Raw genomic sequence first — 22,950 nt, 5'->3', positions numbered from 1 at the left:
TGGGGTATCAGAGGCGCTTGGCGCTGATCACGTCGTTGAGCTGGCTGAGCTTGGCCAAGGCCCGGTTGAAGGCGTTGATGTTGTAGATCTCCAGCTCCATGTCGATCTCGGCGGTCTGCTCGCGCACGTTGGAGCGCGAGCGCACCCCCATGACGTTGATCTTCTCGTTGGCCAGCACTGTGGTGATGTCTCGCAGCAGGCCGGATCTGTCGTTGGAGAGGATGCGAATGGTGAGACCATAGCCGCCGGAGTAGTTCTCCCCCCAGACCGCATCGATCAGTCGCTCCGGGTTGCGACGTGACAGCTCTTTCAACTGCTCGCAATCTTCCCGGTGAATGGAGACGCCGCGGCCCATGGTGATGAAGCCCTGGATGGAGTCCCCCGGGATGGGCTGACAGCAGCGGGCAATGTGGGTCATCAGATTGCCGACCCCTTCCACTACGATGTGATCCTTGGCCTTGGGGCGGAAGGGCGCATTGGCCTTCTGCTCCAGCTTTTCCAGCAGGCGGCGGTCTTCTTCCTCCGCCGTCGGCTTGTTGTAACGGGTGTCGAGGTAGTTGAGCAGCTGGTTGATGCGGATGTCGCCGCTGCCGATCCCGGCCAGCAGATCCTCCAGCTCCTCCGCATGGAAGCGTTCCAGCACCACCTTGTCCACCTTGGAGAGCGTCAGGTTGTGCCTGTCCAGCTCCTTCTCCAGCAGCTCCTTGCCGGCGGCAATGTTCTTGTCCCGATCCAGCTTTCTGAACCAGGTCGCCACCTTGGCCCGCGCCCGGCTGGAGCGCAGGAAACCCGCATTGGGGTTCATCCAGTCCCGGCTCGGGTTCGGTTCCTTCTGGGTGATCACCTCCACCTGATCACCGGTCTGCAGCGTGTAGGTAAAGGGCACTATGCGGCCATCCACCTTGGTCCCGATGCAGCGGTGGCCGATCATGCTGTGAACGTGATAGGCGAAATCGAGCGGGGTAGCCCCCGCCGGCAGGTCGATGACGTCCCCCTTGGGGGTGAACACATAGACTCTGTCCTCGAACACCTGACTGCGCAGGTCGTCCAGCAGGGAGCCGCTCTCGGAGAGATCCTCCTGCCAGGCGAGGAGCTTGCGCAGCCACTCGATCTTGTCTTCGAAGGTACTGGTCTTGGCGGCGGCCTGAGCCCCTTCCTTGTAGCGCCAGTGAGCCGCGACGCCGAGTTCGGCATCCTGATGCATCTGCTCGGTGCGGATCTGGATCTCCACCGTCTTCCCCTCCTCCCCCACCACCACTGTGTGGATGGACTGGTAGCCGTTGGGCTTGGGGTTGGCGACATAGTCGTCAAACTCGCGGGGAATATGGTGGAAATGGGTGTGAACTATGCCAAGCGCCGCATAGCAATCCTGCAGCCGCTTGGTGATCACCCGCACCGCACGCACGTCGAACAACTCGTTGAATTCGAGGTGCTTCTTCTGCATCTTGCGCCAGATGCTGTAGATGTGTTTCGGGCGGCCGTAGACTTCGGCCTCGACCCCGGCCTCCGCCAGCGCATCGCGCAGGGACTGCACGAACTCGCGGATGTAGCGCTCCCGATCGAGTCGTTTCTCGTCGAGCTGCTTGGCGATCTGCTTGTAGGTATCCGGGTGCAGGTAACGGAAGGCGAGATCTTCGAGCTCCCACTTGAGCTGACCTATGCCGAGGCGGTTGGCAAGGGGCGCATAGATGTTGGTGATCTCCTGGGCCATCAGCACCCGGGTCTCCTCATCCGCCAGCTTGGCCTCCCGCAGGCAGGCGATCCGCTCCGCCAGCTTGATGACGACGGCGCGCACATCCTCCACCATGGCGAGCAACATGCGGCGCACATTGTCCACCTGCTCCGGCGAGGTCTCGCTGCGGTGCAGGGTCTGCAGGGAGCGGATGGCCTCCATCTCCAACACCCCTTCCACCAGCTTGGCGATCTTGGGGCCGAAGTCCTCGTTCACCTTCTCCTGCTTGATGAGACCGGCTTCGACGAAGGGATAGAGAATGGCCGACTTGAGGGTGGCGAGATCCATGCTGAGCATCAGCAGTATGCCCACCATCTCGACCCCACGCACCAGCAAGCGGCTGGTGAGCGCCTCGTCGCCAAGCGTCAGACAATACTGGTAGACGGTTCGCAGTTGATTCTTGTCACTTTCACTTAAGGAGAGGGAGCTGACCCACTCATCCAGGGTGAAATTGTCTTTCAAATGAATTTCGCGCACCGCAACCATGGTATCAATCCTTAAAATTGTGGGGCCGGAAAGCCGATGCTTTCTGCCATCCCCTCATCAGCTGATGACTGCCTCAAATGGGGATGCGCGAAAGAGTTTTCAAGGCATGTTGCCGATCCCGGCAACAGGTTTCTCTCGCACATCAGGTCCATTTTTGCAGATCTAGATTACCCTAATCACCCCTGCTCAAACAGCGCTACCGGCATCGGAAGGCCGACAAAACGCAGCCCCGGCAATCTGAAAACAGCCTGCTCAATCCCGTTCAAACAGCGCCATGGACTCCAGATGGCCGGTGTGGGGGAACATGTCCAGCATCCCCAGACGGGCCAGTCGATAACCCCCCTTCACCAGCACCTGGCTGTCCCGGGCCAGGGTGACAGGGTTACAGGAAACATAGACCACCCGCTTGGGCGAAAGTGCCGCCACGTGGCTCATGACTTCCAGCGCCCCTGGCCGGGCCGGATCCAGCAGCACCAGATCGAAGCCTTCCCGCGCCCAGGACATGCCGACTATGTCACCGCTCAAATCCGCCTTGTAGAAACGGGCGTTGTCGATGCCGTTGCGCCTGGCATTCTCCTCGGCACGGGCCACCATGGCGAGCTCCCCCTCGACCCCCACCACTTCACGGGCCTGACGGGCCAGCGGCAGGGTGAAGTTGCCGATGCCGCAGAAGAGATCCAGCACCTTGTCGTCCTTGGTCGCCCCCAGCCACGCCAGCGCCTGGGTCACCATGCTCTGGTTGATGGGGCCGTTGACCTGAATGAAGTCGCCAGGGGCGAATGCAAGAGACAGGCCATCGAGGGTGTAGCTCGGCTGAAATTGTTGGCGCAGGGGTTCGATGCGCTCATCCGCCGCCTGAAGGTAGAGGTCTATCCCCTGGGCTTCGGCAAACGCCACCAGCAGGGCGCGATCCGCCTCGTTGGGGCGACCTGTGTGGCGCAGCAGCATCATGATGCCCTGTTCTGCCTGGATGAGCTCCGCATGCCCCAGCTCGCGCTGGCTCTTCAAGCGATTGAGGCACTCGCGCAGGGGGGGGATGAGGGCAGATAGGGGATCGGCCAGCACGGGGCAGCCCGCCACCTCCACCAGGTCATTGGATTGACGGCGACGGAAGCCCACCCGGGTGCAGCGACCGTTCTTGTCAAACTTGATGGCGAGACGGCAGACCCGGCGGTAGGCGTGGGACTCCCCCTTGAGCACGGGCTCGAGCGCCGGCGCCTTGATGTTGCCAAGGCGCTCGAACAGGCTGACCAGCCCGGCCTCCTTGACCGCCTGCTGATCCGCTTCGCCGAGGTGCTGGGCACTGCAACCGCCGCACTCGCGATAATGGGGGCAGAAGGGATCGATGCGATTGGCCGCCGGGGTCACTATCTGTTGCAGGGCGGCGTGGGCATAGTGCTTCTTGTCATCGAGGATGCGAGCCTTGATCAGCTCACCGGGGAGTGCCCCTTCGACGAAGATGGCCTTGCCCTGATGACGGCCGACACCGACACAGTGGTGGTCCAGACTGTCTATCGTAAATTCAATACGTTGGGGCTGGATGGATTTCTTTTGGGGCTTGAAAAACTGGGCCATAAAACTTGGTGCCTATAGGTGGCTATGTCATGATTGTGGAATCTGCAGCAGGCCATTGTCCCACAAGAATAATAGTATGACCAAATGCGGCCTGAGGGCCCGAGCTGCGGCCTCTGCCCCATTGCCCAATCTGACCATAAGTGGCCCATTGATATGACAGGATACGGCCTGAGCGCCCTTACGGTGACATCGACTGTATTGCCAGCCCTCCCCCTGCGCCCACAGGCCCCAGAGGCTATGGTCTTCATCATGTTTGCCGGCGGTTTATCAGCATGACCAAGTACGGCCTCAGAGCCCGTGTACTGGCATTTACCATATTGCCAACCCTGATCATCGGCGGCCTGATCGCCGGTTACTTCACCTTCCACCGCTACCATCAGCTGGAAAACAACCTGATCGATCAGGGCATCAACATCATAGAGCCCCTGGCCATCGCCAGTGAATACGGCATGACCCAGCACAGTCGCGAATCCCTAAAGCGGCTGATAGGGCTGACCCATCGCAAGAACTCCCCCTTCATCAAGTCCATCGCCGTCTTCACCCAGGACAACCAGCTGTTCGTCACCTCCAACTACCACAGGGACTTCAGCCAGCTGCGCCTGCCGGACGGCAGCGCCATCCCGGCGCTGACCAGCGTCACCTTCAACGGCGATGACATCATATTGCGCACCCCCATCCAGGCCGAGACCAGCCTGGACGGCTTCCCCCTGCCGAGCGACCTGGAGCCGCCGGTCATCGGCTACATCTCCATGCAGCTCGCCACCGACAGGGCCATAGTCCTGCAATATCGCGACGCCTTCTTCGCGGTGATCATAGTGCTCATCGGCCTCGCCATCAGTACCCTGTTCGGCTTCCGTCTGGTCAAGAGCGTGACCCAGCCCATCACCGATATGGTGCAGGCGGTGCACAGGATCAGGGAGGGGCGCCTCGATACCCGGGTCAGCGGTCAGCTCACCGGCGAGCTGGACATGCTGAAGAACGGCATCAACGCCATGGCCAAGGCGCTCTCCGAATACCATGAGGAGATGCAGCAGAACATCGATCAAGCGACCTCGGATCTGCGAGAGACGCTTGAACAAATAGAGATCCAGAACGTCGAGCTCGACATGGCGAAGAAGCGGGCGCAAGAGGCGGCACGGGTCAAATCCGAGTTTCTGGCCAACATGTCCCACGAGCTGCGCACCCCGCTCAACGGCGTCATCGGCTTCACCCGCCAGCTGCTCAAGACCAGCCTGACCCCGAGCCAGACCGACTACATGCAGACCATAGAGAAGTCGGCGCGCAACCTGCTTGGCATCATCAACGACATCCTCGACTTCTCCAAGCTGGAGGCGGGCAAGCTGCAGCTCGAGCATATACCGTTCAGCCTGCGGGACACCCTCAACGAAACCATGCACCTGCTGGGGCCGAGTGCCCACGACAAGCAACTCGAGCTCTCCTTGCAGGTGGACGCCGCCGTGCCGGACTACCTCACCGGCGACCCCATGCGCCTGCAACAGGTGCTGACCAACCTCGCCGGCAACGCCATCAAGTTCACCGAACGGGGCAACGTCGATGTGCGCGTCGAGCAGACCGGGGCCCCCAACGGCAGCAAGGTACGCCTGCGGGTCCTCATCCGGGATACAGGCATCGGCATCTCGGAAGAGCAGCAACGCCAGCTGTTCCAGGCCTTCAATCAGGCCGACTCCTCCATCTCCCGCCGCTATGGCGGCACCGGGCTTGGCCTCGTCATCACCCAGAAACTGGTGCAGCAGATGGGAGGCCAGATCCGCTTCGAATCCGAACTTGGCAAGGGCTCCGTCTTCTCCTTCAACCTGGAGCTGGATGTCTCCCCCCTGCCCCAGACCGAGCGGCTGCCGCTGGATCGCATCCTGGGCAAGCGGGTCTGGCTGCTGGAGCCGGATCCCTTCACTCACGCCTCCCTGCTCGCCCTGCTGGCCGAATGGCAGCTGGACGTGCAGTCCCTGACCATGACCGACGACTGGCCGGAGATGGGCAGCCAGGACATGGTGATCATCGGCAGCAGCACACTGCACACCCCGCAGCAGGTGATCACCCGCCTCGATGGCCTCAGCGGGCAACAGAACACCATAGTGCTGCTCAGCAGCCACGAGCCGGCGCTCTATGACGCCATGCTGGCCCATGGCGCCGCCCATTGCCTCTCCAAGCCCATCAACCACCGCAAGCTGCTGCACGCCCTGCTCTCCCCCGAGGCGGCCAGGCGCACGCCGCTGCCCGCGCCAACACCCCACAGGGTACAGGCCGTCAAGGTGCTGGCGGTAGATGACAACGCTGCCAACCTCAAGCTCATCGCCGCCATGCTCAAGGAGATGGTGACCGAGGTGGTGGTGTGCAAGAACGGCAAGGAGGCGGTCAACCTGGCCCAGAGCCAGCCGTTCGACATCATCTTCATGGATATACAGATGCCCGTCATGGATGGCATCAGCGCCACCCAGGCGATCCGCCATCACTCCCTCAACACCGAGACCCCCATAGTCGCGGTCACCGCCCATGCCATCCCGGGCGAGCGGGAGCGGCTGATCCGCCAGGGCATGGACGACTACCTGGCCAAGCCCATCGACGAGGGCATGCTGGCGCAGCTCATCACCGACTTCGCCCACAGACGCCACCAGAACCAGGGGGATCAGCAGATAGACTGGACCCTGGCGGTGCGCCAGGCGGCGGGCAAACCGGAACTCGCCAAGGAGATGCTGACCATGCTGCTGGCCAGTTTCGACGAGGTGGAACCCATGCTGGACGAAGCGCTGGCGGGCGGAGTGGAGGATGCCGAGGTGCTGGCCCAGCTCCATCGCCTCAACGGCGGCTGTGCCTACTCGGGGGTGCCCGGCCTGCAACGCCTGCTCTCCCAGCTCGAGCAGCAGTTGCGCGACGGCGTACCGGTCAGCGAGCTCGAACCCGAGCTGCTGGAGCTGCAAGATGCCCTGGAGCAGGTGCGGCGGGAGGCCCCTCGCTACCTCTCCCTGGCCGAGTGAGGCGCTTTTTCTGACTGCGGGGCCCGCAGATGGTAAAATCGCGCCGTTTCCACAGGAGTCAACATGACCAACAACGATATTCTGCGCCGCCTGCGCTACGCCCTCACCATCAGCAACGATCAGATGGTCGAGATGTTTGCCAAGGGCAACCTGACCGTCGATCACGCCCAGCTCCACAGCTGGTTGCTGAAAGAGGCAGCGGAAGGGGAAGAGCAGGAAGCAGGCTATGCCGCCTGCCCGGACTCGGCCCTGAGCCAGTTCCTCGACGGCTTCATCGCCGTGCGTCGCGGTGTGCGGGAAAATGCCCCGCCCCAGGTGATCCCGAACCGGATCAACAACAACCTGATCCTGCGCAAGCTGCGCATCGGCCTCGACTACAAGGAAGAAGACATGCTGGGCACCCTCAAGCTCGCCAACTTCAACCTCTCCAAGTCCGAGCTGAGCGCCCTGTTCCGCGCCAAGGATCACAAGCACTACCAGGATTGCGGGGATCAGATCCTGCGCAACTTCCTCATCGGCCTCACCGCCAAGTACAGGTCAGAGCCATGAGCCCGCGCGCGCACGTCACCCTCAGACAGCGCGCCTGAGCCATGGGCCAGCGCACCTGCCCCCCGCCATTCCGCCTGGGCGGCAGGCCGCGCTGGCCATCCCTTGTTTCCCCCTGGCCAAACAGATGCCGCACCATACTGCTGTCACTCTGCCTGCTGCTGGGGCTCGGCGCCTGCCAACCGGCACCTTATCAGCTCTCCACCCGTCATGTCAGTGCCAACCAGAATGAGCGCATCGCTTTTCTGATCCTCCACTACACCGACGAGGAGGACGCCCGCTCCCTGCGCCTGCTGACCAAACCCGAACACAAGGTGAGTGCCCACTACCTGATCCCCCGCGACACCGAGCAACGCCCGCTCCCCGTTTACCAGCTGGTGCCCGACAGCCAACGCGCCTGGCACGCCGGTCGCAGCCGCTGGCATCAGTATGCCGGGCTCAACGCCAGCTCGCTGGGCATTGAGATAGTCAATCTGGGTTATCCCACGGAAGACGAATCCCTGCCTGCCCACCTGAGGCGCTGGCAACCCTATACCCGGGCCCAGATCGCCGCTCTCGGCGCTCTGGCCCGGGATCTGGTCGATCGCTACCAGATCCCCCCCACCCAGGTGCTGGCCCACAGCGACATAGCCCCCGAACGCAAGCAGGATCCCGGCCCCCACTTCCCCTGGCGCGAGCTGGCCCTGCACCATGGCGTCGGCGCCTGGCCAGACGAGGCCAGAGTAGCCGAACTGCGCCAGGCGCCACTCCCCCTCTGGGATGCGCAGCAATGGCAGCAACAACTCGCCCGCTACGGCTATGGGGTAGCGCCAAGCGGCGCCTGGGATGAGCAGAGCCGCGCCGTCCTGCGCGCATTCCAGCTCCATTTCCGCCCTGCGCTGATCACCGGGGAGCCGGATACCGAGAGCCAGGCCATCCTTATGGCCCTGCTGGAGCGCTATTTCCCCGAGCCGGGCTGAGCCCCCCCGAAAACAACAAGGGACGCCGAGGCGTCCCTTGTTTGTGCGATGCAGGCAGACCGGCATCAGATCCCCTGACGGGCTTCCTGCATCAGCAGGCGCATGTCACTGACCGCCTTGGCCAGACCGTCGAAGGCGGCACGGCCTATGATGGCGTGGCCGATATTGAGCTCATAGAGCTCGGGAATAGCGGCGATGGCCTTGACGTTGTGGTAGTGCAGGCCGTGGCCGGCATTGACCTTAAGCCCCTTGCCGGCGGCATAGGAGGCGCCGGCGGCGATGCGCTTGAACTCGGCGTTGCGCTCCGCATCCGTGGTGGCATCGGCATAGCGACCGGTGTGGATCTCGATAAAGGGGGCGCCACTCTCGGCGGCCGCATCTATCTGGATGGGGTCGGCGTCGATGAAGAGCGACACCTGGGCGCCGACGGCGGCGAGGCGGGTCACCGCATCGGTGATCTTGTCGAGCTGACCGGCCACATCCAGGCCGCCCTCTGTGGTCACCTCGGTGCGCTTCTCCGGCACCAGGCAGACGAACTGGGGCTGGATACGGCAGGCGATGCCGATCATCTCCTCGGTCACCGCCATCTCCAGGTTCATCCTGGTCTGGATGGTCTGGCGCAGTATCTCCACGTCGCGGTCGGTGATGTGGCGGCGATCTTCGCGCAGGTGAACCGTGATGCCATCGGCACCGGCCTGCTCGGCCACGAAGGCGGCCTGGACAGGATCGGGATACTGGGTGCCGCGGGCGTTGCGCAGAGTGGCGATATGGTCGATGTTCACACCCAGGTAGATTTCACTCATTGAGGACTCCTTGAAACTCTTCATCTGTTGACTGCGCGGTCAGCGAAATCACGCCCGCGCCGATATCCGTTCGTAGGTTCGATTAGCGCAGCGTAATCGGACGTCGGTAACATAGTTACCCATTGGATCACGCCGCAAAAGGGTTAGCCCAGACTGCTTCGTCGCTTCAAAAACAACTCCCGGCTCTTTAACTGGCGTTTACCCAGATAGGGCTGCAGCGCCAGCCGGCTGAAACGCTTGGCCGCCTGCAGCAAGGGAGGGGTATCGAAGCGCCCCTCGGCGAAGGCCAGCAGGTGGGCGCCGAGGAACAGGGTACGGGGATCCGGCGCCCGCTCGCAAGCGACAAAGCCTAGCTCCCGCTCGAAGCCGTAGAGCAGCTCGGGCTGGATCGGGGAGTCGTCGTCGGCGGCATATTCGAAGTCCACCGCATAGCCGAGCGCCTGCAACAGCAGAAACTCGAAGCGGCGCAGGGGCAGCTCTGGCGTCTCGCCGTCCGCCAGCGCCATCAGGGCACGGGCATAGGCATCAAACACCTCGGGAAAGGGGGTATGGGCTTCGAGCAGGTAGTAGACCAGCTCGTTGAGATAGAGACCGTAGAAGAGGCGATCGCCACCGAGTCGCAGGGAGTGATCCGGGCATTCGACCTGGGCGAGGTTCTTGAGATCCCCCTTGCCACGCCAGCTCATGGTGAGCAGGGTGAAGGGTTGCAGCAGCCCCTTCAGAGGGGAGCGTGGCCCGCGAGAACCGCGAGCCACCAGGGTAAATCGGCCGCTATCCTGGGTGAAGACCTCGACCAGCTGACTGGTCTCCCGATAGGGCCGACTGTGGATGACGAAAGCCGGGTTCAGCAATCAGTCAGCGCCACTTAGTCATCACCGTAGCCAAGACTGCGCAGGGCGCGCTCGTCATCGGCCCAGCCGGACTTGACCTTGACCCAGAGCTCCAGGTGCACCTTGTTCTGGAACAGGCGTTCCATGTCGAGGCGAGCTTCGGTACCTATGGTCTTGATCTTCTCGCCCTTGTTGCCAATGACCATCTTCTTCTGGCCATCGCGCTCCACCAGGATGAGGCCGTGGATGTGGTAGAGACCGTTCTCTTCCACCTTGAAGCGCTCGATCTCCACCGTCACCGAGTAGGGCAATTCCTCGCCGGTGAAACGCATCAGCTTCTCGCGGATGATCTCGGAGGCCATGAAGCGGGACGAGCGGTCGGTCACGTAATCTTCCGGGAAGAAGAAGTTGTTCTCCGGCAGCAGATCCTTGGCCCACTCGCGGATCTTCTCCACGTTGGTGCCCTTCTCGGCACTGATGGGCAGTATGTGGGCAAAGTTCATCTGCTGACCCAGCCACTCCAGGTGGGGCAGCAAGTCTTCTTTCTCTTTGACGTTGTCTACCTTGTTGACCGCCAGCACCACGGGGCAAGGCAGATGGCGCAACTTGCCGAGCACCATCTCGTCGTCCTTGGTCCAGTGGGTACCGTCGACCATGAAGACCACCATGGCCACATCACCCAGGGAACTGGTGGCGGCACGGTTCATCAGGCGGTTGATGGCCCGCTTCTCTTCGATGTGCAGACCCGGGGTATCCACATAGATGGTCTGATAGTTCTCCTCGGTGTCTATCCCCAAAATCCGGTGACGGGTGGTCTGGGGTTTCTTCGAGGTGATGCTGACCTTCTGGCCAAGCAGCTTGTTGAGCAGGGTGGACTTGCCCACATTGGGGCGGCCCACTATGGCGACAAAGCCGCAGTAAGTGGTATCTGTATCCGTCATGACAGTTTTTCCAGTGCCTGTTGTGTTGAAAGACCGCGGCCTCTTGCATCAATAGCAGTCATGACAGTCTTTCCAGTGCTTGCTGCGCCGCGGCCTGTTCGGCCTTGCGGCGGCTGGTGCCGACCCCGACCAGCGGACCATCCAGGCCATCCACGTCACACTGGACGGTGAACTCCTGGTTGTGGGCTTCGCCCTTGACGTTGGTCACTGTGTAGGTCGGCAGGGATTTGCGGCTTCCCTGCAAAATTTCCTGCAGCCGGGTCTTGGGATCCTTCTGCTCTATGCCTGGTTTTATCTCGTCCAGGCGGCTGGCGTACCAGCCGAGCAACAGAGTCCGCACCCGCTCCAGATCGGTATCCAGATAGACGGCGCCGATCACCGCCTCGACAGTGTCGGCCAGGATAGACTCGCGACGGAACCCGCCGCTTTTCAGCTCGCCGGGCCCCAGGATCAGGTGATCCCCGAGGTCGAACTCCCGGCCGAGTTCGGCCAGGGTCTTCTCCCGCACCAGGGTGGCGCGCATCCGGCTGAGATCCCCTTCCGCCGCTTGCGGGAAGCGGTGGAAGAGGTCATCGGCAATCACCAGACTCAGGATGGAGTCCCCCAGAAATTCCAGTCGCTCGTTGTGACGGGAACCGGCGCTGCGGTGGGTCAGCGCCCGGGTCAGCAGCTCTTGATCCTGAAAGACATGCCCGAGACGGGACTGCAGTCTGTTCATCTTGATATTCATTTACTTGATTCCGCCAATGCGGTTGAAGCGCACACCGGTCGGCACCCAGCTTGGCAAGCTGGATCCTTCCTCGCGCTCAAATTCGAAACTGATCCAGATGGCAACCGCCTTGCCCACCAGGTTCTGCTCGGGCACGAAGCCCCAGAAACGACTGTCGGTACTGTTGTCACGGTTGTCACCCATCACGAAATAGTGGCCTTCCGGCACCACCCACTCATCCGGGTAGGTACCGGGCTGACGATAGTAACGATCCACCAGGTCCGGCATCAGGGGGTTACGCAGGGTCTCGTGAGAAACTGTGCCCAGCTGCTCGGTGTAGCGATCCAGCGGGATCCCCATCTGGCTGAACTCCCCCCGTTGCTCGAACTTGACGTCGAGCTTCTTGAAGCCCGGGCACGTTTTCCCTTCCTGCTCCTCGCACTTGGGCCGGATCATCAGCTCCTTGTTGCGATAGATCACCCGATCGCCGGGCATGCCGACCACCCGCTTGATGTAGTCCACCCGGGTATCCAGCGGATACTTGAACACCACCACATCGCCACGCTCGGGAGAACCCGTCTCGAGGAACTTGGTGTTGGTCACGGGATCACGCAGGCCGTAGGCGAACTTCTCCACCAGGATGAAGTCGCCCACCAGCAGGGTGGGCATCATGGAACCAGAGGGGATCTGGAACGGCTCGAAGATGAAGGAACGCAGGATCAGCACCAGCGCTATGACCGGGAAGACACCACCGGTCTGTTCGATCCAGACCGGCATGGGAGCCACCTTGGCCAGCGTCTTCTCATCGATGTTCGGGCCGGCGTTGGCACGGGCAGCCGCAATCTTGGCCGCCCGTTGCTTGGACCAGACCAGCTTGTCGACTGTCCAGATGATGCCGGTCAGCAGAGTGACTATGGCCAGGATCAGGGAAAAGGTGCTTGCCATCTATTAATCCTTTCCGACGTGGAGAATGGCGAGGAAGGCCTCTTGCGGCACGTCGACACGGCCCAGGGACTTCATCCGCTTCTTGCCTTCTTTCTGCTTGTTCAGCAGCTTCTTCTTCCGGCTCACGTCACCGCCGTAGCACTTGGCGGTCACGTCCTTGCGCAGGGCCTTGACCGTGCTGCGGGCGATGATCTGGTTGCCGATGGACGCCTGAATGGCGATGTCGAACATCTGGCGCGGGATCAGCTCGCGCATCTTCTCAACCACCTGGCGACCGCGATACTGGGCGTTCTCCTTGTGGGTGATGATGGCCAGGGCATCGACGCGCTCACCGTTGATCATGATGTCGAGGCGCACCATCTCGGAGGTTTCGAAGCGCTTGAAGCCGTAATCCAGGGAGGCATAGCCGCGACTGGTGGATTTCAGGCGGTCGAAGAAATCGAGCACCACTTCCGCCATCGGGATCTCGTAGGTCAGCGCCACCTGCTTGCCGTGATAGACCATGTTGGTCTGCACGCCACGCTTCTCGATACAGAGGGTGATCACGTTGCCCATGTACTCCTGCGGCAACAAGATGTTGCACTCGGCGATGGGCTCGCGCATCTCTTTGATATTGTTCACCGGAGGCATGGCCGCCGGGCTGTCGATGTGGATGGTCTCGCCGTTGTTCAGCTCGATTTCATACACTACGGTCGGTGCCGTGGTGATGAGATCCAGATCGTATTCCCGCTCCAGACGCTCCTGGATGATCTCCATGTGCAGCATGCCGAGGAAGCCACAACGGAAGCCGAAGCCCAGTGCGGTGGAGCTTTCCGGCTCGAAGAACAGGGAGGCATCGTTCAGGGAGAGCTTGTCCAGCGCATCGCGGAACGACTCGTAGTCATCGCTGGAGATGGGGAACAGACCCGCATAGACCTGCGGCTTCACCTTCTTGAAGCCGGCCAGCGCCTTGTCGGCACCGTTCTTGGCTTGCGTCAGGGTATCGCCCACAGGGGCGCCGTGGATGTCCTTGATACCGCAGACGACCCAACCTACCTCGCCACAACCCAGGCCCATGGTGTCCACCTGCTTGGGGGTGAAGATACCGATGCGATCCACGCCCCACACCTGACCGGTGCTCATCACCTTGATCTTGTCGTTCTTCTTGAGCGAACCGTTCTTGATACGCACCAGGGAGACGACGCCAAGGTAGGAGTCGAACCAGGAGTCGATGATCAGCGCCTGCAGCGGGGCATCCGGATCACCTTCCGGTGACGGGATACGGGCCACTATCTCTTCCAGCACAAGGTCAACGCCCAGACCGGTCTTGGCGGAGCAACGCACCGCATCGATGGCGTCTATGCCGACTATGTCCTCGATCTCTTCCGCAACCCGCTCGGGTTCTGCGGCAGGCAGATCGATCTTGTTCAGGATGGGCACCACCTCCAGCTCCATCTCCATGGCGGTGTAGCAGTTGGCCAGAGTCTGTGCCTCAACCCCCTGACCGGCATCCACCACCAGCAGAGCCCCTTCACAGGCCGCCAGGGAGCGAGAAACCTCGTAGGAGAAATCCACGTGGCCCGGGGTGTCGATAAAGTTCAGCTGATAGGTGTTACCGTCTTGTGCCTGGTAGTTCAGGGTCACACTCTGTGCTTTGATGGTAATGCCGCGCTCGCGCTCCAGATCCATGGAGTCAAGCACCTGAGCCTGCATCTCGCGGTCGGACAGGCCGCCACAAGTCTGGATCAGACGGTCCGACAGGGTCGATTTACCGTGGTCGATGTGCGCAATAATCGAAAAGTTACGAATGTGTTTCATCGAGCAAGAATCACTCAAAATTAAGTTAGGGTCGGATATGAGGGCAGGATTTTACTGGATAACCAGGTCGACGGCCAATCTTTAGTCGGCGGGCACCAGAAATAGCGCCTTGTCTGGCGGGCCCTCGGCACCAAAACGGCGGCGACGGGGCCAGAAAAGGGTAGCGCCGCTCAGGAGAGGTGGCGGGTATTGAGTACCACACCGAGCATGCGGGGACCATATTCCCCTTGCTCGAGCCGGGCAGAAAAGTAACGAACCAGTAAAAATCCGACTGTGCCCCCCAGCAGGCAGCTGAGGATGGTGACGCCCTCCCCCGCCGACAACAGCGGCGCCAGCCAGAGCTGACCGAGCAGGGCACCGAGCAGCAGGCAGAACAGCGGCAGCACATAGACCAGGGCGGCCCCCCGCAGGATGCTCGCCTGGGGAATACCAAGGCGGATCTGCTGGCCAACCAGGACCTCGGCGGTCAGCGCCACCCGCAGTCGCTGCGACTTCAGGGGAAAGGCCTTGGCGACTGTGCCGGTACCACAGTTGGACTGCTGATGGCAGCCGCTGCAGGCGGAGCGCCGTTCGCACTCCACCCAGGCATAGGCCCCCTCGACGGCCACCACTGTTGCCAGCTCTTCGCTCATGTTACTCACAGGATGACTCCAGACGAACGGCTATGGATTTACCCGATCTCAGCACGGTCGTCCCGGTTCGGCAAGTGGCAGCATGCCGCCTCACTGTACCGCCTCGTTGCGGGCCAGCGGCTGCACCGACTCGGCGATGCGCTTGGCCGTCTCGGTGGGGACTTCCCCGACCACGGTGATCTCCACCCCGACCTCGTTGACGAAACTCACCAGCGAGGTGGCTCCCTGGCGGATCAACTGCTGGCGCACCGCCTGCTTGGGATCGACCCGGGAGACATAGACGGAGAGATCCACCACGCCGTCCGACAACATCATGTAGTCCACCGGCAGACTGGTGCTGACCAACTGGTGCCTGTCCTGAGAGAGCACCTTGAATCCACCCGGCAGCCAGGTCAGGTGCCAGTTCAGGGTCTGCTGGGGGGCGGGATAGGCGTCTTCCAATGCCAGCGCATCGGGCAGCTTGCTGCGGGCCAGGGTGACAAGCCAGGGCGCGGGCGCCGGCTGCCTGTCAAGATCCACACCCAGCACCTGTTCGACCAGGTTGCCCTCCTTGTCCACCATGTCCACCCGCAGCAGCAGGTGACTCTGCTCGTCGACCCAGAGCACAAAGCCGTACTTGTCCGCCTCCTTGGGCACCAGTCTCACGACCTGGGCCACCAGGCCGGCTACCCGGCTGCGACCGGCCAGCACGGGATCATAGCTCTCCAGCACCCGGGGCAGCGGCATCTTCACCAGGCTCGACCAGACGCCCGGGAAACGCGCCCCCTTGAGGGTGTAAGGTTCGTGGGTGTTTTCGAAGAAGGTGTATTCGTTCTGGCGTTGCAGGTACTCCACCGCCTTGCCGTCGAGATAACTCAGATGAGCGACCTCCTTGCCATCGATCACCCCGTGGCTGAAGCGAATGGGCTCGAGGCGTCCCTGACGGGCCTTGACCATGGACAACTCAAAATTTTGTTGCGAAACGGCACTCTGCATCTGCTGCAACAAGGCCTCGGCCGACAGATCGTCGGCCGAGGCCTTGGCACAAATCAGCAGGAGAGAGGCCAGCAGAATGAGGCTGGACTGGCGCACGGTCTGATCCCTAAAGATGCGTTATTCCTGAATCTGCTTGTCTTGCAGCAGACGCTGTTGCAATTGATGGTCTCGCAGGAAGGCGTTGATACGCTCGCGCTGCTCCTGCATCTGTTGCTCGTTCAAGCCTTGCTGGCGAGGAGTGGCACGGTTGCCCTCCTGGGGATAGTGCACGCTCACTGGCGTCGCACTGCCACCGACCGGTATGGTGTTGAGCACAGGGTTGGCCGGCATGCCGTCGTTGCCCTGATACTGCTGCACCCCGAAGATGACGGCGGCAGCCACAGAGGCAGCAATGGCATACTGCCCCATTTGCTGGCCAAAGCGACGGATCAGAGGCACCACCTTGCCAGCAGGCTTCACCTGGGGCGCAACAGGTTGCACCGGCTTGGGCGCCAGTATGACGGGTTCGTCTTCCAGTGCCAGCATGATGCTGTCACTGAGATCCAGTTGCAGATTGACCGGCAGGTCTCCCCGCATGGCATCACCGATCAGATGGTAACGAGCCCAGGTATCTTGCAGAGCGGGATCCGTTCCCAGCTCGTTCAGAACCTCCATGTCGCTGAGGTCACCATCCATCAGGGCTGAAAGTTGCTCTTTATTTGCCATAAGTTTGCCTGTCTTTCCCCAGTTTAATTCTCGATCAGAGGTTGCAGCTTTTTGTCGATTGCTTCCCTCGCCCGAAAGATACGGGATCTCACCGTACCCACAGGGCAATCCATGATCTCCGCAATCTCTTCGTAGCTCAGCCCTTCCATTTCACGAAGGGTGATCGCTGTTCTCAAGTCTTCTGGCAAGGCTTCTATGGCGGCAAACACAGTGCGCTTGATCTCGTCGGTCAGCGCCAGGTTTTCGGGGGTGGCCACTTCTTGCAGGGCTTCACCACCACCATAATATTCAGCCTCGTCCGCTTCGACATCACTGCTGGGCGGTCTGCGCCCCTGTGAGGTCAGGTAATTTTTGGCCGTGTTCACGGCGATCCGATACAACCAGGTGTAAAACGCGCTCTCGCCACGGAATGTCGGCAACGCACGGTAAGCCTTGATAAAGGCCTCCTGCGCCACATCCGGCACATCGCCCGGATTGTTGACATACCTGGCCACCAGGTTGACCACCTTATGCTGGTATTTTTTTACCAACAGGTTGAATGCATTTTTATCGCCACGCTGGACCCGTTCAACCAGCTGTTCGTCCAGTAGATTCTGGTCGCTCATCAGAGCCGTAAAACCCCCATCAGGTTATCGTTCTTCTTTTCCGGCCCCTTCTAAGCGCACAAGTTCAGACAGGGAGAATCAGAGAAAGTTCGCTTGCATTGAAAAAAATGTGATGCGGGCTGCATCACAACCCCCCTTGGGCTACCATGGGGCCAGTTCTTAATCCAGGCCAATGATACTTATGAAAGCAAGTGTTGAATACCTTTGCGACGTACTGATCATTGGCAGCGGTGCCGCCGGTCTGTCCCTCGCGTTGCGATTGGCAGACCAGGCCAAAGTCCTGGTTCTGAGCAAGGGGCCCATCAGTGAGGGGGCCACTCTCTATGCGCAAGGAGGCATCGCTGCCGTGTTCGACGAGACCGACAGCATCGAATCCCACGTGAGCGACACGCTCAACGCCGGCGCCGGGTTGTGTGACCCGGCGGTGGTGGAGTTCACCGCTCGCAACGCCCGCGACTCCATCCAGTGGCTGATCCAGCAGGGCGTTCCCTTCGATCAGGAAGAGGATGCCGAGGGGGAATCCCACTATCACCTGACCCGGGAAGGGGGTCACAGCCATCGCCGCATCTTCCACGCGGCGGACGCCACCGGCAAGGCGGTGCAGCTCACCCTGATCGATCAGGTCCGCTCCCACCCCAATATCCAGCTGATGGAGCGCTTCAACGCGGTCGACCTCATCACCACCCGCAAGCTGGATCTGCCGGGCAACAGGGTGCTCGGCGCCTACGTCTGGAACCGCAATGTCGAGCAGGTCGAGGTGATCCGCGCCCGCTTCGTGGCGCTGGCCACCGGCGGTGCCTCCAAGGTGTATCAGTACACCTCCAACCCGGACGTGAGCTCGGGGGACGGCATCGCCATGGCGTGGCGTGCCGGCTGCAGGGTGGCAAACCTGGAGTTCAACCAGTTCCACCCCACCAGCCTGTTCCACCCCGATGACCCCAACTTCCTGCTGACCGAAGCCCTGCGTGGCGAGGGTGCCTATCTGCGCCGTCCCGACGGCAGCCGCTTCATGCCAGACTTCGACGAGCGGGCCGAACTGGCGCCGCGGGATATAGTCGCCCGCGCCATCGACCACGAGATGAAACGCCTCGGCGCCGACTGCATGTATCTGGACATCAGCCACAAGCCGGCGGATTTCATCATCAAGCACTTCCCGACCATCTTTGAGCGCTGCCTCGCGGTCGGCATCGACATCACCAAGGAGGCCATGCCCATCGTCCCGGCGGCGCACTACACCTGTGGCGGCGTGATGATAGACAACAACGGCCAGACCGACATCCCGGGTCTCTACGCCATCGGCGAGGTGACCTACACCGGGCTGCACGGCGCCAACCGCATGGCGTCCAACTCCCTGCTCGAATGCGTGGTCTATGCCCATCAGGCGGGGGCCGACATCCTGGCCAAGCTGCCCATGAGCGTGGAGCCGCCGAGCCTGCCCGCCTGGGACGAGAGCCAGGTGGATGACTCGGACGAACAGGTGGTGATCCAGCACAACTGGCACGAGCTGCGGCTGATGATGTGGGATTACGTGGGGATAGTGCGCACCAACAAGCGCCTGGCCCGCGCCAAGCGCCGCATCGACCTGCTCAAGCAGGAGGTCCAGGAGTACTATGCGAACTTCCGCGTCTCCAACAACCTGCTGGAGCTGCGCAACCTGTTGCAGGTGGCCGAGCTCATCGTCAACTGTGCCCTGGAGCGCAAGGAGTCCCGCGGACTGCACTATAACCTCGACTACCCGGACATGCAGCCGAACCCCAAGCCGACAGTGCTGACACCGGATCGGGAGTGATCCGGCACAAGCCAGAGGCGTGCTGCGGATTGCACTGCCTGCACCCGGACTACCCGGACAAGCAGCCGAACCTTAGGCAGACAGTGCTGACACCGGATCGGGAGTGATCCGGCGCAAGCCAGAGGCGTGCTGCGGACTCCACTGCCTGCACCCGGACTACCCGGACAGGCAGCCGAACCTCAGGCAGACAGTGCTGACGCCGGATCGGGAGTAAACAACCCCACCACAGTCCATCAGATGACCCCGCTTCGGCGGGGTCATTTATTGGGGGGCAAGATGGGGTCAGCGAGGAACGGTCAGGTGAATGGCCCGGGCCAGGGTGCGGTAGTGCTCGGGTGCCAGGGCGTCGGAGAAGAGCCAGAGGTGGCACTCGGCGCCCTCGTCTGCCACCAGCCGCAGCCAGAGCACCCCGGGCAGGATGCGGCTGCGGTCATCCAGTCGATGGCGCCGGCCCTGCCACTCCAGCCACTCTCCGTCCCAGAGCAGCGCCTGGCACCCTTGCGTGACGGGGCGCCAGGCCAGCCAGAGCCCCAACAACCAGCAGGGGAGAAACAGCCCCCATTGCCAGCCCTGGATCAGGCTGGCGGTGGGCCAGAGCAACAGCCCAAACAGGGCAAGCAGCAGCAGGCGCTGCCGCCGGGAGGGGATGACGGGCATCAGGACCCGCATCGGGGATCAGCTCAGGCGATCATGACGGGCCTGATTGCGCTCCAGGATCAGGGGGATCATGGCGGCGAAATCGGGGTCGCTCGGCACACCGTGGCCCATGCTCCAGCGGAACAGCTCGGGATCCTCGCACTCCAGCAGACGGATGAAGGTCTGCTGCTCGGCCTCGCTCAGGGAGTCGAACTCGTGCTCGAAAAAGGGCATAAAGATCACATCCAGCTCGAGCATGCCGCGACGGCAGGCCCACTTCAGGCGGGACTTTTCAATTGGGCTCAACATGGAACTCTCCTTACAAAGACCCGGGGATGGTAGCAGCTGGATTTTCCGGCTGACAAACATTCCTTACGTCTTTACCATGCAGGTCACATACTTTCTGTCTCTGGAATACCATCGTGAGCCTGCCGACCCCTGTTCTTCCTGCCGAGCCAACCCTGTTTTCCCTGACCGATCTGGCCATCACCCGCCTCACCGGCAATGATCGCGTGAAATATCTGCAAGGCCAGGTCACCTGTGACGTCAACGCCCTGCAACCTGGCCAGAGCACCCTCGGCGGCCATTGCGATCCCAAGGGCAAGCTGTGGAGCGATTTTCGCCTGCTCTGCCTCGATGAGAGCCTGCTGCTGCTGACCAAGCCGTCAGTGCTGGCGCGCCAGCTGCCCGAACTCAAGAAGTTTGCGGTATTCGCCAAGGTGGAGATCGGCGAGTTCCAGGGCCAGGCGGTCGGCCTGGCCGGTCAGGGCACGGATGCCTGGGTAGCACAGCACTTCGAGCTGACCGGGACCGGCCTTGTCGAGGGCGGCATGGCGGTCAGGGTGGAAGCCGATCGCTGGCTGCTGGCAAGCGAGTCGCCGCTGGCGCTGAGCTTGCCTGCCGGCGACGAAGCGCTCTGGTGGGGTCTGGACATCAAGGCGGGCATCCCGCACCTGGAGGCGGTCCATCAGGGGGAGTACATTCCCCAGATGCTGAACCTGCAGGCCCTGGACGGTATCAGCTTCACCAAGGGCTGCTACATGGGGCAGGAGATAGTGGCCCGCGCCAAGTACCGCGGCGCCAACAACCGCGCCCTCTTCGTGCTGGCCGGGCAGGCCAGTGGCCCCGTGGCCAGCGGCGATACCCTGGAGATCCAGCTCGGTGACAACTGGCGGCGCAGCGGCATGGTGCTGAACGCCTGGCAGCAGGATGGCCAGGTGTGGCTCACCGCCGTGCTGCCCAAGGACACCGAGGCCGACGCCAGCTTCCGCCTCAAGCAGGAGGAAGGCTCCCGCCTCGCCCTGCAACCCCTGCCCTACTCCCTGACCGACTAAGGTCCGCTAACGAGGCACCCGCGCCAGCAGGGCCTCCTTCAGCCAGCGCCCCGCCTGCCCGAGCGGGCGGGCGCGATACCACTGCAACTCCAGCTCCAGTTCGGCCAGGGGAAGGAAATCCGGCTTGAGTACCACCAGCTCACCCCGCGCCAGCGGCCGGTGCAGCAGAAACTCGGGTACCGCAGACCACCCCAGCCCCAGCTTGACCAGCTCCAGGATCCCGAGGTCCCCCTCGACCCACCACACCTGGGACGAGAGGCGGAAGCGATGGCGCTCCGTGCCCTCTCGCCGTCCCGTCACCATCAGCTGGCGGGCCCCTTGCAGGTCGCTCTCGTGCAGCGGCGTCTTGTGGGCCAGGGGGTGATCCGGGGAGACCACCAGGGGCATGGCGACGCTCCCCAGGGAGCGGGAGACCAGCTCCCGCTCGGGGTGTGCCTTCTGGTAGCTGATGCCGAGCTGGGCCCGCCCGCTCTTGAGCAGCTCGGTCACATCCTCCATCAGCGGGAACAGCAGCTCCAGCTCCACAGTCGGATAGCGGCCGGCGAACTCCTCCAGCAGGGCGCCGAGCCAGGGCAGATGGGAGTCATCGTCGATGGCGAGGGTGAGGCGCGACTCTATGCCGCTGGCCAGCTCCCCGGCGATGGCTTGCAGCCGCTCGCTCTGGGCCAGCAGCACCCCCGCCTCCTGACTGATGCGGGCCCCCGCCTCGGTCAGCACAGGGTAGCGACCGCTGCGATCAAACAGCTCGAGGCCGAGATCTATCTCCAGGTTGGCGATGGCGGTGCTCACCACCGACTGCGCCTTGCCCAGGCGGCGCGCCGCCGCCGAGAAGGATCCCGTTTCGGCGGCCGCCAGCAACGCCTTGAATTGTTCCAGTGAGGGGGTCATCCGCCTGCTCCTGCCCTGTTATTGCACCCAGATCCATCTATTTTAGCGATAGATACCAACGTGAACCTATCGAAAAATAGCGATAAATTGGCCGCCATACACACCCGAAAAGAGCAATAGAGAGACAGACCATGCGTAATACCCGTGATCGCCTGCGCCACGCCATCGGCTTCGAATTGATTGGCCTGCTGATCGCCGCCCCCCTGGCAAGCTGGGTCACCGGCGTCGGTCTCAACCACATGGGGCCCCTGGCCCTGTTCTTCTCGGTGGTCGCCACCGTCTGGAACTATGTCTACAACATAGGGGTGGACAGGCTGCTGCTGCGGCTGCAGGGCCACACCCACAAGACGCTCTGGAAACGGGTGCTGCATACCTTGGGTTTCGAGGGGGGCTTGCTGATCGTCGCCCTGCCGGTAATGTCCTGGTGGCTCGACATCGGCCTGCTGGAGGCGCTGGTGCTGGATCTGGGCTTCGTGCTGTTCTACCTGGTCTATGCCTTCGTCTACAACTGGAGCTATGACAAGGTGTTCCCCATCCCGGGCCAGGGGGCGCAGCGGGTCACGGGGTGACAAGAGAAGGGATAAAACGAGGCACCATCATGCGACTGGCATGATGGTGCTGATCTGGATCCTCGAGGGGCAGGTATTCAGGCTTGCGCCTTCACCTCGTCGGCAGGGGCCTCGGTCTGGGCCGCTTCCTGGTTCAGCATGGCCTCGAGGTCGCTCTGATACTGGTTCAGCATGCGCTGGGCCGCGACCATGTCTCCCTTGTGCAGACGCTCGAACAGATGGTGTTGCACCACGCCGTTGAGGTACTCCACCGTAATGGGTTGCTCCAGGGCAGACAGCAACTCTTCTTTTTCCAGCTCCGCATTGATTTCATCGACACTGGTACGCAGCAGACCGGCCAGTTGCACCAACATGCGGCGCTCGCCTTCACGCAACAGGCTCAACATGCGGTTTCTCTGCTGCTCATTCTGTTGGGTCATACATTTCCTTACGTAGAGTGGGAACAAGCCCGCTCATTCTGCCCTGTCCTTTTCACAGCGTCTATCTCGGGCGCATCACTAA

The 22,950-nt window shown here is 62.0% G+C and carries 22 protein-coding genes; 6 read left to right on the top strand and 16 right to left on the bottom strand.

Annotated elements, in window-relative coordinates; genetic code table 11:
- Positions 1–7: 7 nt before the first annotated feature.
- Both relA and rlmD read right to left on the bottom strand, forming a co-directional pair.
- Positions 8–2,218, bottom strand: coding sequence for a GTP diphosphokinase (gene relA, locus AB5Y91_RS19410; RefSeq protein ID WP_163155815.1), 2,211 nt, complete (start codon positions 2,216–2,218; stop codon positions 8–10).
- Positions 2,219–2,470: 252 nt separating this feature from the next.
- Positions 2,471–3,793: a 23S rRNA (uracil(1939)-C(5))-methyltransferase RlmD gene (gene rlmD, locus AB5Y91_RS19405; protein ID WP_368170567.1), complete on the bottom strand. Its 1,323-nt coding sequence runs from the start codon at positions 3,791–3,793 to the stop codon at positions 2,471–2,473.
- 272 nt (positions 3,794–4,065) lie between these two features.
- Here rlmD and barA point away from each other — a divergent pair, with 272 nt between their 5' ends.
- From barA to AB5Y91_RS19390, 3 genes are all read left to right on the top strand, one after another.
- Entirely contained in the window at positions 4,066–6,786 is a 2,721-nt protein-coding gene (gene barA, locus AB5Y91_RS19400; protein ID WP_234567013.1) for a two-component sensor histidine kinase BarA, read from the top strand.
- 63 nt (positions 6,787–6,849) lie between these two features.
- Complete coding sequence (locus AB5Y91_RS19395) at positions 6,850–7,335, top strand: DUF1456 family protein (protein WP_025328253.1); 486 nt, start codon at positions 6,850–6,852, stop codon at positions 7,333–7,335.
- Positions 7,336–7,472: 137 nt separating this feature from the next.
- Entirely contained in the window at positions 7,473–8,291 is an 819-nt protein-coding gene (locus tag AB5Y91_RS19390; protein ID WP_368170609.1) for an N-acetylmuramoyl-L-alanine amidase, read from the top strand.
- Positions 8,292–8,356: 65 nt separating this feature from the next.
- Here AB5Y91_RS19390 and pdxJ read toward each other — a convergent pair whose 3' ends face one another.
- The 10 genes from pdxJ to rpoE all read right to left on the bottom strand — a co-directional run bounded on the left by pdxJ (position 8,357) and on the right by rpoE (position 17,233).
- Positions 8,357–9,094, bottom strand: a complete 738-nt coding sequence (gene pdxJ / locus AB5Y91_RS19385) for a pyridoxine 5'-phosphate synthase (RefSeq protein WP_111910478.1) — start codon at positions 9,092–9,094, stop codon at positions 8,357–8,359.
- 143 nt (positions 9,095–9,237) lie between these two features.
- The gene (gene recO / locus AB5Y91_RS19380) at positions 9,238–9,945 is read right to left on the bottom strand and encodes a DNA repair protein RecO (protein WP_139745765.1); all 708 of its coding nucleotides are present in this window, start codon (positions 9,943–9,945) and stop codon (positions 9,238–9,240) included.
- A 14-nt stretch (positions 9,946–9,959) separates the two neighbouring features.
- A complete protein-coding gene (era, locus tag AB5Y91_RS19375; protein WP_163137650.1) occupies positions 9,960–10,865 on the bottom strand; it encodes a GTPase Era in 906 nt (301 codons plus the stop codon).
- A gap of 58 nt (positions 10,866–10,923) precedes the next feature.
- Entirely contained in the window at positions 10,924–11,595 is a 672-nt protein-coding gene (gene rnc, locus AB5Y91_RS19370) for a ribonuclease III (protein ID WP_042648730.1), read from the bottom strand.
- Positions 11,596–12,519, bottom strand: a complete 924-nt coding sequence (gene lepB, locus AB5Y91_RS19365) for a signal peptidase I (RefSeq protein WP_106885824.1) — start codon at positions 12,517–12,519, stop codon at positions 11,596–11,598.
- Between the two features lie 3 nt (positions 12,520–12,522).
- A complete protein-coding gene (gene lepA / locus AB5Y91_RS19360; protein ID WP_042648728.1) occupies positions 12,523–14,316 on the bottom strand; it encodes a translation elongation factor 4 in 1,794 nt (597 codons plus the stop codon).
- Between the two features lie 170 nt (positions 14,317–14,486).
- Positions 14,487–14,948, bottom strand: coding sequence for a SoxR reducing system RseC family protein (locus AB5Y91_RS19355; protein WP_163137686.1), 462 nt, complete (start codon positions 14,946–14,948; stop codon positions 14,487–14,489).
- 90 nt (positions 14,949–15,038) lie between these two features.
- Positions 15,039–16,019 carry a MucB/RseB C-terminal domain-containing protein gene (locus AB5Y91_RS19350; protein ID WP_025328262.1) on the bottom strand — a complete coding sequence of 327 codons (981 nt, stop codon included), beginning with the start codon at positions 16,017–16,019 and terminating at the stop codon, positions 15,039–15,041.
- A gap of 21 nt (positions 16,020–16,040) precedes the next feature.
- A complete protein-coding gene (locus tag AB5Y91_RS19345; protein WP_106885821.1) occupies positions 16,041–16,628 on the bottom strand; it encodes a sigma-E factor negative regulatory protein in 588 nt (195 codons plus the stop codon).
- A 23-nt stretch (positions 16,629–16,651) separates the two neighbouring features.
- On the bottom strand, positions 16,652–17,233 hold the full coding sequence (gene rpoE / locus AB5Y91_RS19340; RefSeq protein WP_106885820.1) for an RNA polymerase sigma factor RpoE: 582 nt from the start codon (positions 17,231–17,233) through the stop codon (positions 16,652–16,654).
- 181 nt (positions 17,234–17,414) lie between these two features.
- Between rpoE and nadB the strand changes: the two genes are divergently transcribed.
- Complete coding sequence (nadB, locus tag AB5Y91_RS19335; RefSeq protein ID WP_106885819.1) at positions 17,415–19,022, top strand: L-aspartate oxidase; 1,608 nt, start codon at positions 17,415–17,417, stop codon at positions 19,020–19,022.
- A 282-nt stretch (positions 19,023–19,304) separates the two neighbouring features.
- Here the strand turns inward: nadB and AB5Y91_RS19330 are convergent, their stop codons facing one another.
- Both AB5Y91_RS19330 and AB5Y91_RS19325 read right to left on the bottom strand, forming a co-directional pair.
- Entirely contained in the window at positions 19,305–19,679 is a 375-nt protein-coding gene (locus AB5Y91_RS19330) for a protein YgfX (protein WP_368170608.1), read from the bottom strand.
- Positions 19,680–19,697: 18 nt separating this feature from the next.
- On the bottom strand, positions 19,698–19,967 hold the full coding sequence (locus AB5Y91_RS19325; protein ID WP_025328266.1) for a succinate dehydrogenase assembly factor 2: 270 nt from the start codon (positions 19,965–19,967) through the stop codon (positions 19,698–19,700).
- Positions 19,968–20,080: 113 nt separating this feature from the next.
- Between AB5Y91_RS19325 and ygfZ the strand changes: the two genes are divergently transcribed.
- A complete protein-coding gene (gene ygfZ, locus AB5Y91_RS19320; RefSeq protein ID WP_368170566.1) occupies positions 20,081–20,992 on the top strand; it encodes a tRNA-modifying protein YgfZ in 912 nt (303 codons plus the stop codon).
- A gap of 6 nt (positions 20,993–20,998) precedes the next feature.
- Here ygfZ and AB5Y91_RS19315 read toward each other — a convergent pair whose 3' ends face one another.
- Positions 20,999–21,880, bottom strand: coding sequence for a LysR family transcriptional regulator (locus tag AB5Y91_RS19315; protein ID WP_368170565.1), 882 nt, complete (start codon positions 21,878–21,880; stop codon positions 20,999–21,001).
- Positions 21,881–22,011: 131 nt separating this feature from the next.
- Between AB5Y91_RS19315 and AB5Y91_RS19310 the strand changes: the two genes are divergently transcribed.
- Positions 22,012–22,449: a PACE efflux transporter gene (locus tag AB5Y91_RS19310; protein ID WP_368170564.1), complete on the top strand. Its 438-nt coding sequence runs from the start codon at positions 22,012–22,014 to the stop codon at positions 22,447–22,449.
- 77 nt (positions 22,450–22,526) lie between these two features.
- Here AB5Y91_RS19310 and AB5Y91_RS19305 read toward each other — a convergent pair whose 3' ends face one another.
- Complete coding sequence (locus AB5Y91_RS19305) at positions 22,527–22,868, bottom strand: hypothetical protein (RefSeq protein WP_025328270.1); 342 nt, start codon at positions 22,866–22,868, stop codon at positions 22,527–22,529.
- Positions 22,869–22,950 lie beyond the last annotated feature (82 nt).

Origin of the sequence: Aeromonas sp. R4-3, assembly GCF_040908275.1 — a bacterium.
Classification (GTDB): Bacteria; Pseudomonadota; Gammaproteobacteria; order Enterobacterales; family Aeromonadaceae; genus Aeromonas; species Aeromonas rivipollensis.
This window is presented reverse-complemented; position numbering and strand designations above follow the sequence as displayed.

What these genes read in the sequence shown, in the direction of transcription:
- relA (WP_163155815.1), bottom strand. Translation starts at nt 2,218, where the DNA reads ATGGTTGCGGTGCGCGAAATTCATTTGAAAGACAATTTCACCCTGGAT.
- rlmD (WP_368170567.1), bottom strand. Translation starts at nt 3,793, where the DNA reads ATGGCCCAGTTTTTCAAGCCCCAAAAGAAATCCATCCAGCCCCAACGT.
- barA (WP_234567013.1), top strand. Translation starts at nt 4,066, where the DNA reads ATGACCAAGTACGGCCTCAGAGCCCGTGTACTGGCATTTACCATATTG.
- AB5Y91_RS19395 (WP_025328253.1), top strand. Translation starts at nt 6,850, where the DNA reads ATGACCAACAACGATATTCTGCGCCGCCTGCGCTACGCCCTCACCATC.
- pdxJ (WP_111910478.1), bottom strand. Translation starts at nt 9,094, where the DNA reads ATGAGTGAAATCTACCTGGGTGTGAACATCGACCATATCGCCACTCTG.
- era (WP_163137650.1), bottom strand. Translation starts at nt 10,865, where the DNA reads ATGACGGATACAGATACCACTTACTGCGGCTTTGTCGCCATAGTGGGC.
- rnc (WP_042648730.1), bottom strand. Translation starts at nt 11,595, where the DNA reads ATGAATATCAAGATGAACAGACTGCAGTCCCGTCTCGGGCATGTCTTT.
- lepB (WP_106885824.1), bottom strand. Translation starts at nt 12,519, where the DNA reads ATGGCAAGCACCTTTTCCCTGATCCTGGCCATAGTCACTCTGCTGACC.
- lepA (WP_042648728.1), bottom strand. Translation starts at nt 14,316, where the DNA reads ATGAAACACATTCGTAACTTTTCGATTATTGCGCACATCGACCACGGT.
- AB5Y91_RS19355 (WP_163137686.1), bottom strand. Translation starts at nt 14,948, where the DNA reads ATGAGCGAAGAGCTGGCAACAGTGGTGGCCGTCGAGGGGGCCTATGCC.
- AB5Y91_RS19345 (WP_106885821.1), bottom strand. Translation starts at nt 16,628, where the DNA reads ATGGCAAATAAAGAGCAACTTTCAGCCCTGATGGATGGTGACCTCAGC.
- rpoE (WP_106885820.1), bottom strand. Translation starts at nt 17,233, where the DNA reads ATGAGCGACCAGAATCTACTGGACGAACAGCTGGTTGAACGGGTCCAG.
- nadB (WP_106885819.1), top strand. Translation starts at nt 17,415, where the DNA reads ATGAAAGCAAGTGTTGAATACCTTTGCGACGTACTGATCATTGGCAGC.
- AB5Y91_RS19330 (WP_368170608.1), bottom strand. Translation starts at nt 19,679, where the DNA reads ATGCCCGTCATCCCCTCCCGGCGGCAGCGCCTGCTGCTGCTTGCCCTG.
- AB5Y91_RS19325 (WP_025328266.1), bottom strand. Translation starts at nt 19,967, where the DNA reads ATGTTGAGCCCAATTGAAAAGTCCCGCCTGAAGTGGGCCTGCCGTCGC.
- AB5Y91_RS19315 (WP_368170565.1), bottom strand. Translation starts at nt 21,880, where the DNA reads ATGACCCCCTCACTGGAACAATTCAAGGCGTTGCTGGCGGCCGCCGAA.
- AB5Y91_RS19310 (WP_368170564.1), top strand. Translation starts at nt 22,012, where the DNA reads ATGCGTAATACCCGTGATCGCCTGCGCCACGCCATCGGCTTCGAATTG.
- AB5Y91_RS19305 (WP_025328270.1), bottom strand. Translation starts at nt 22,868, where the DNA reads ATGACCCAACAGAATGAGCAGCAGAGAAACCGCATGTTGAGCCTGTTG.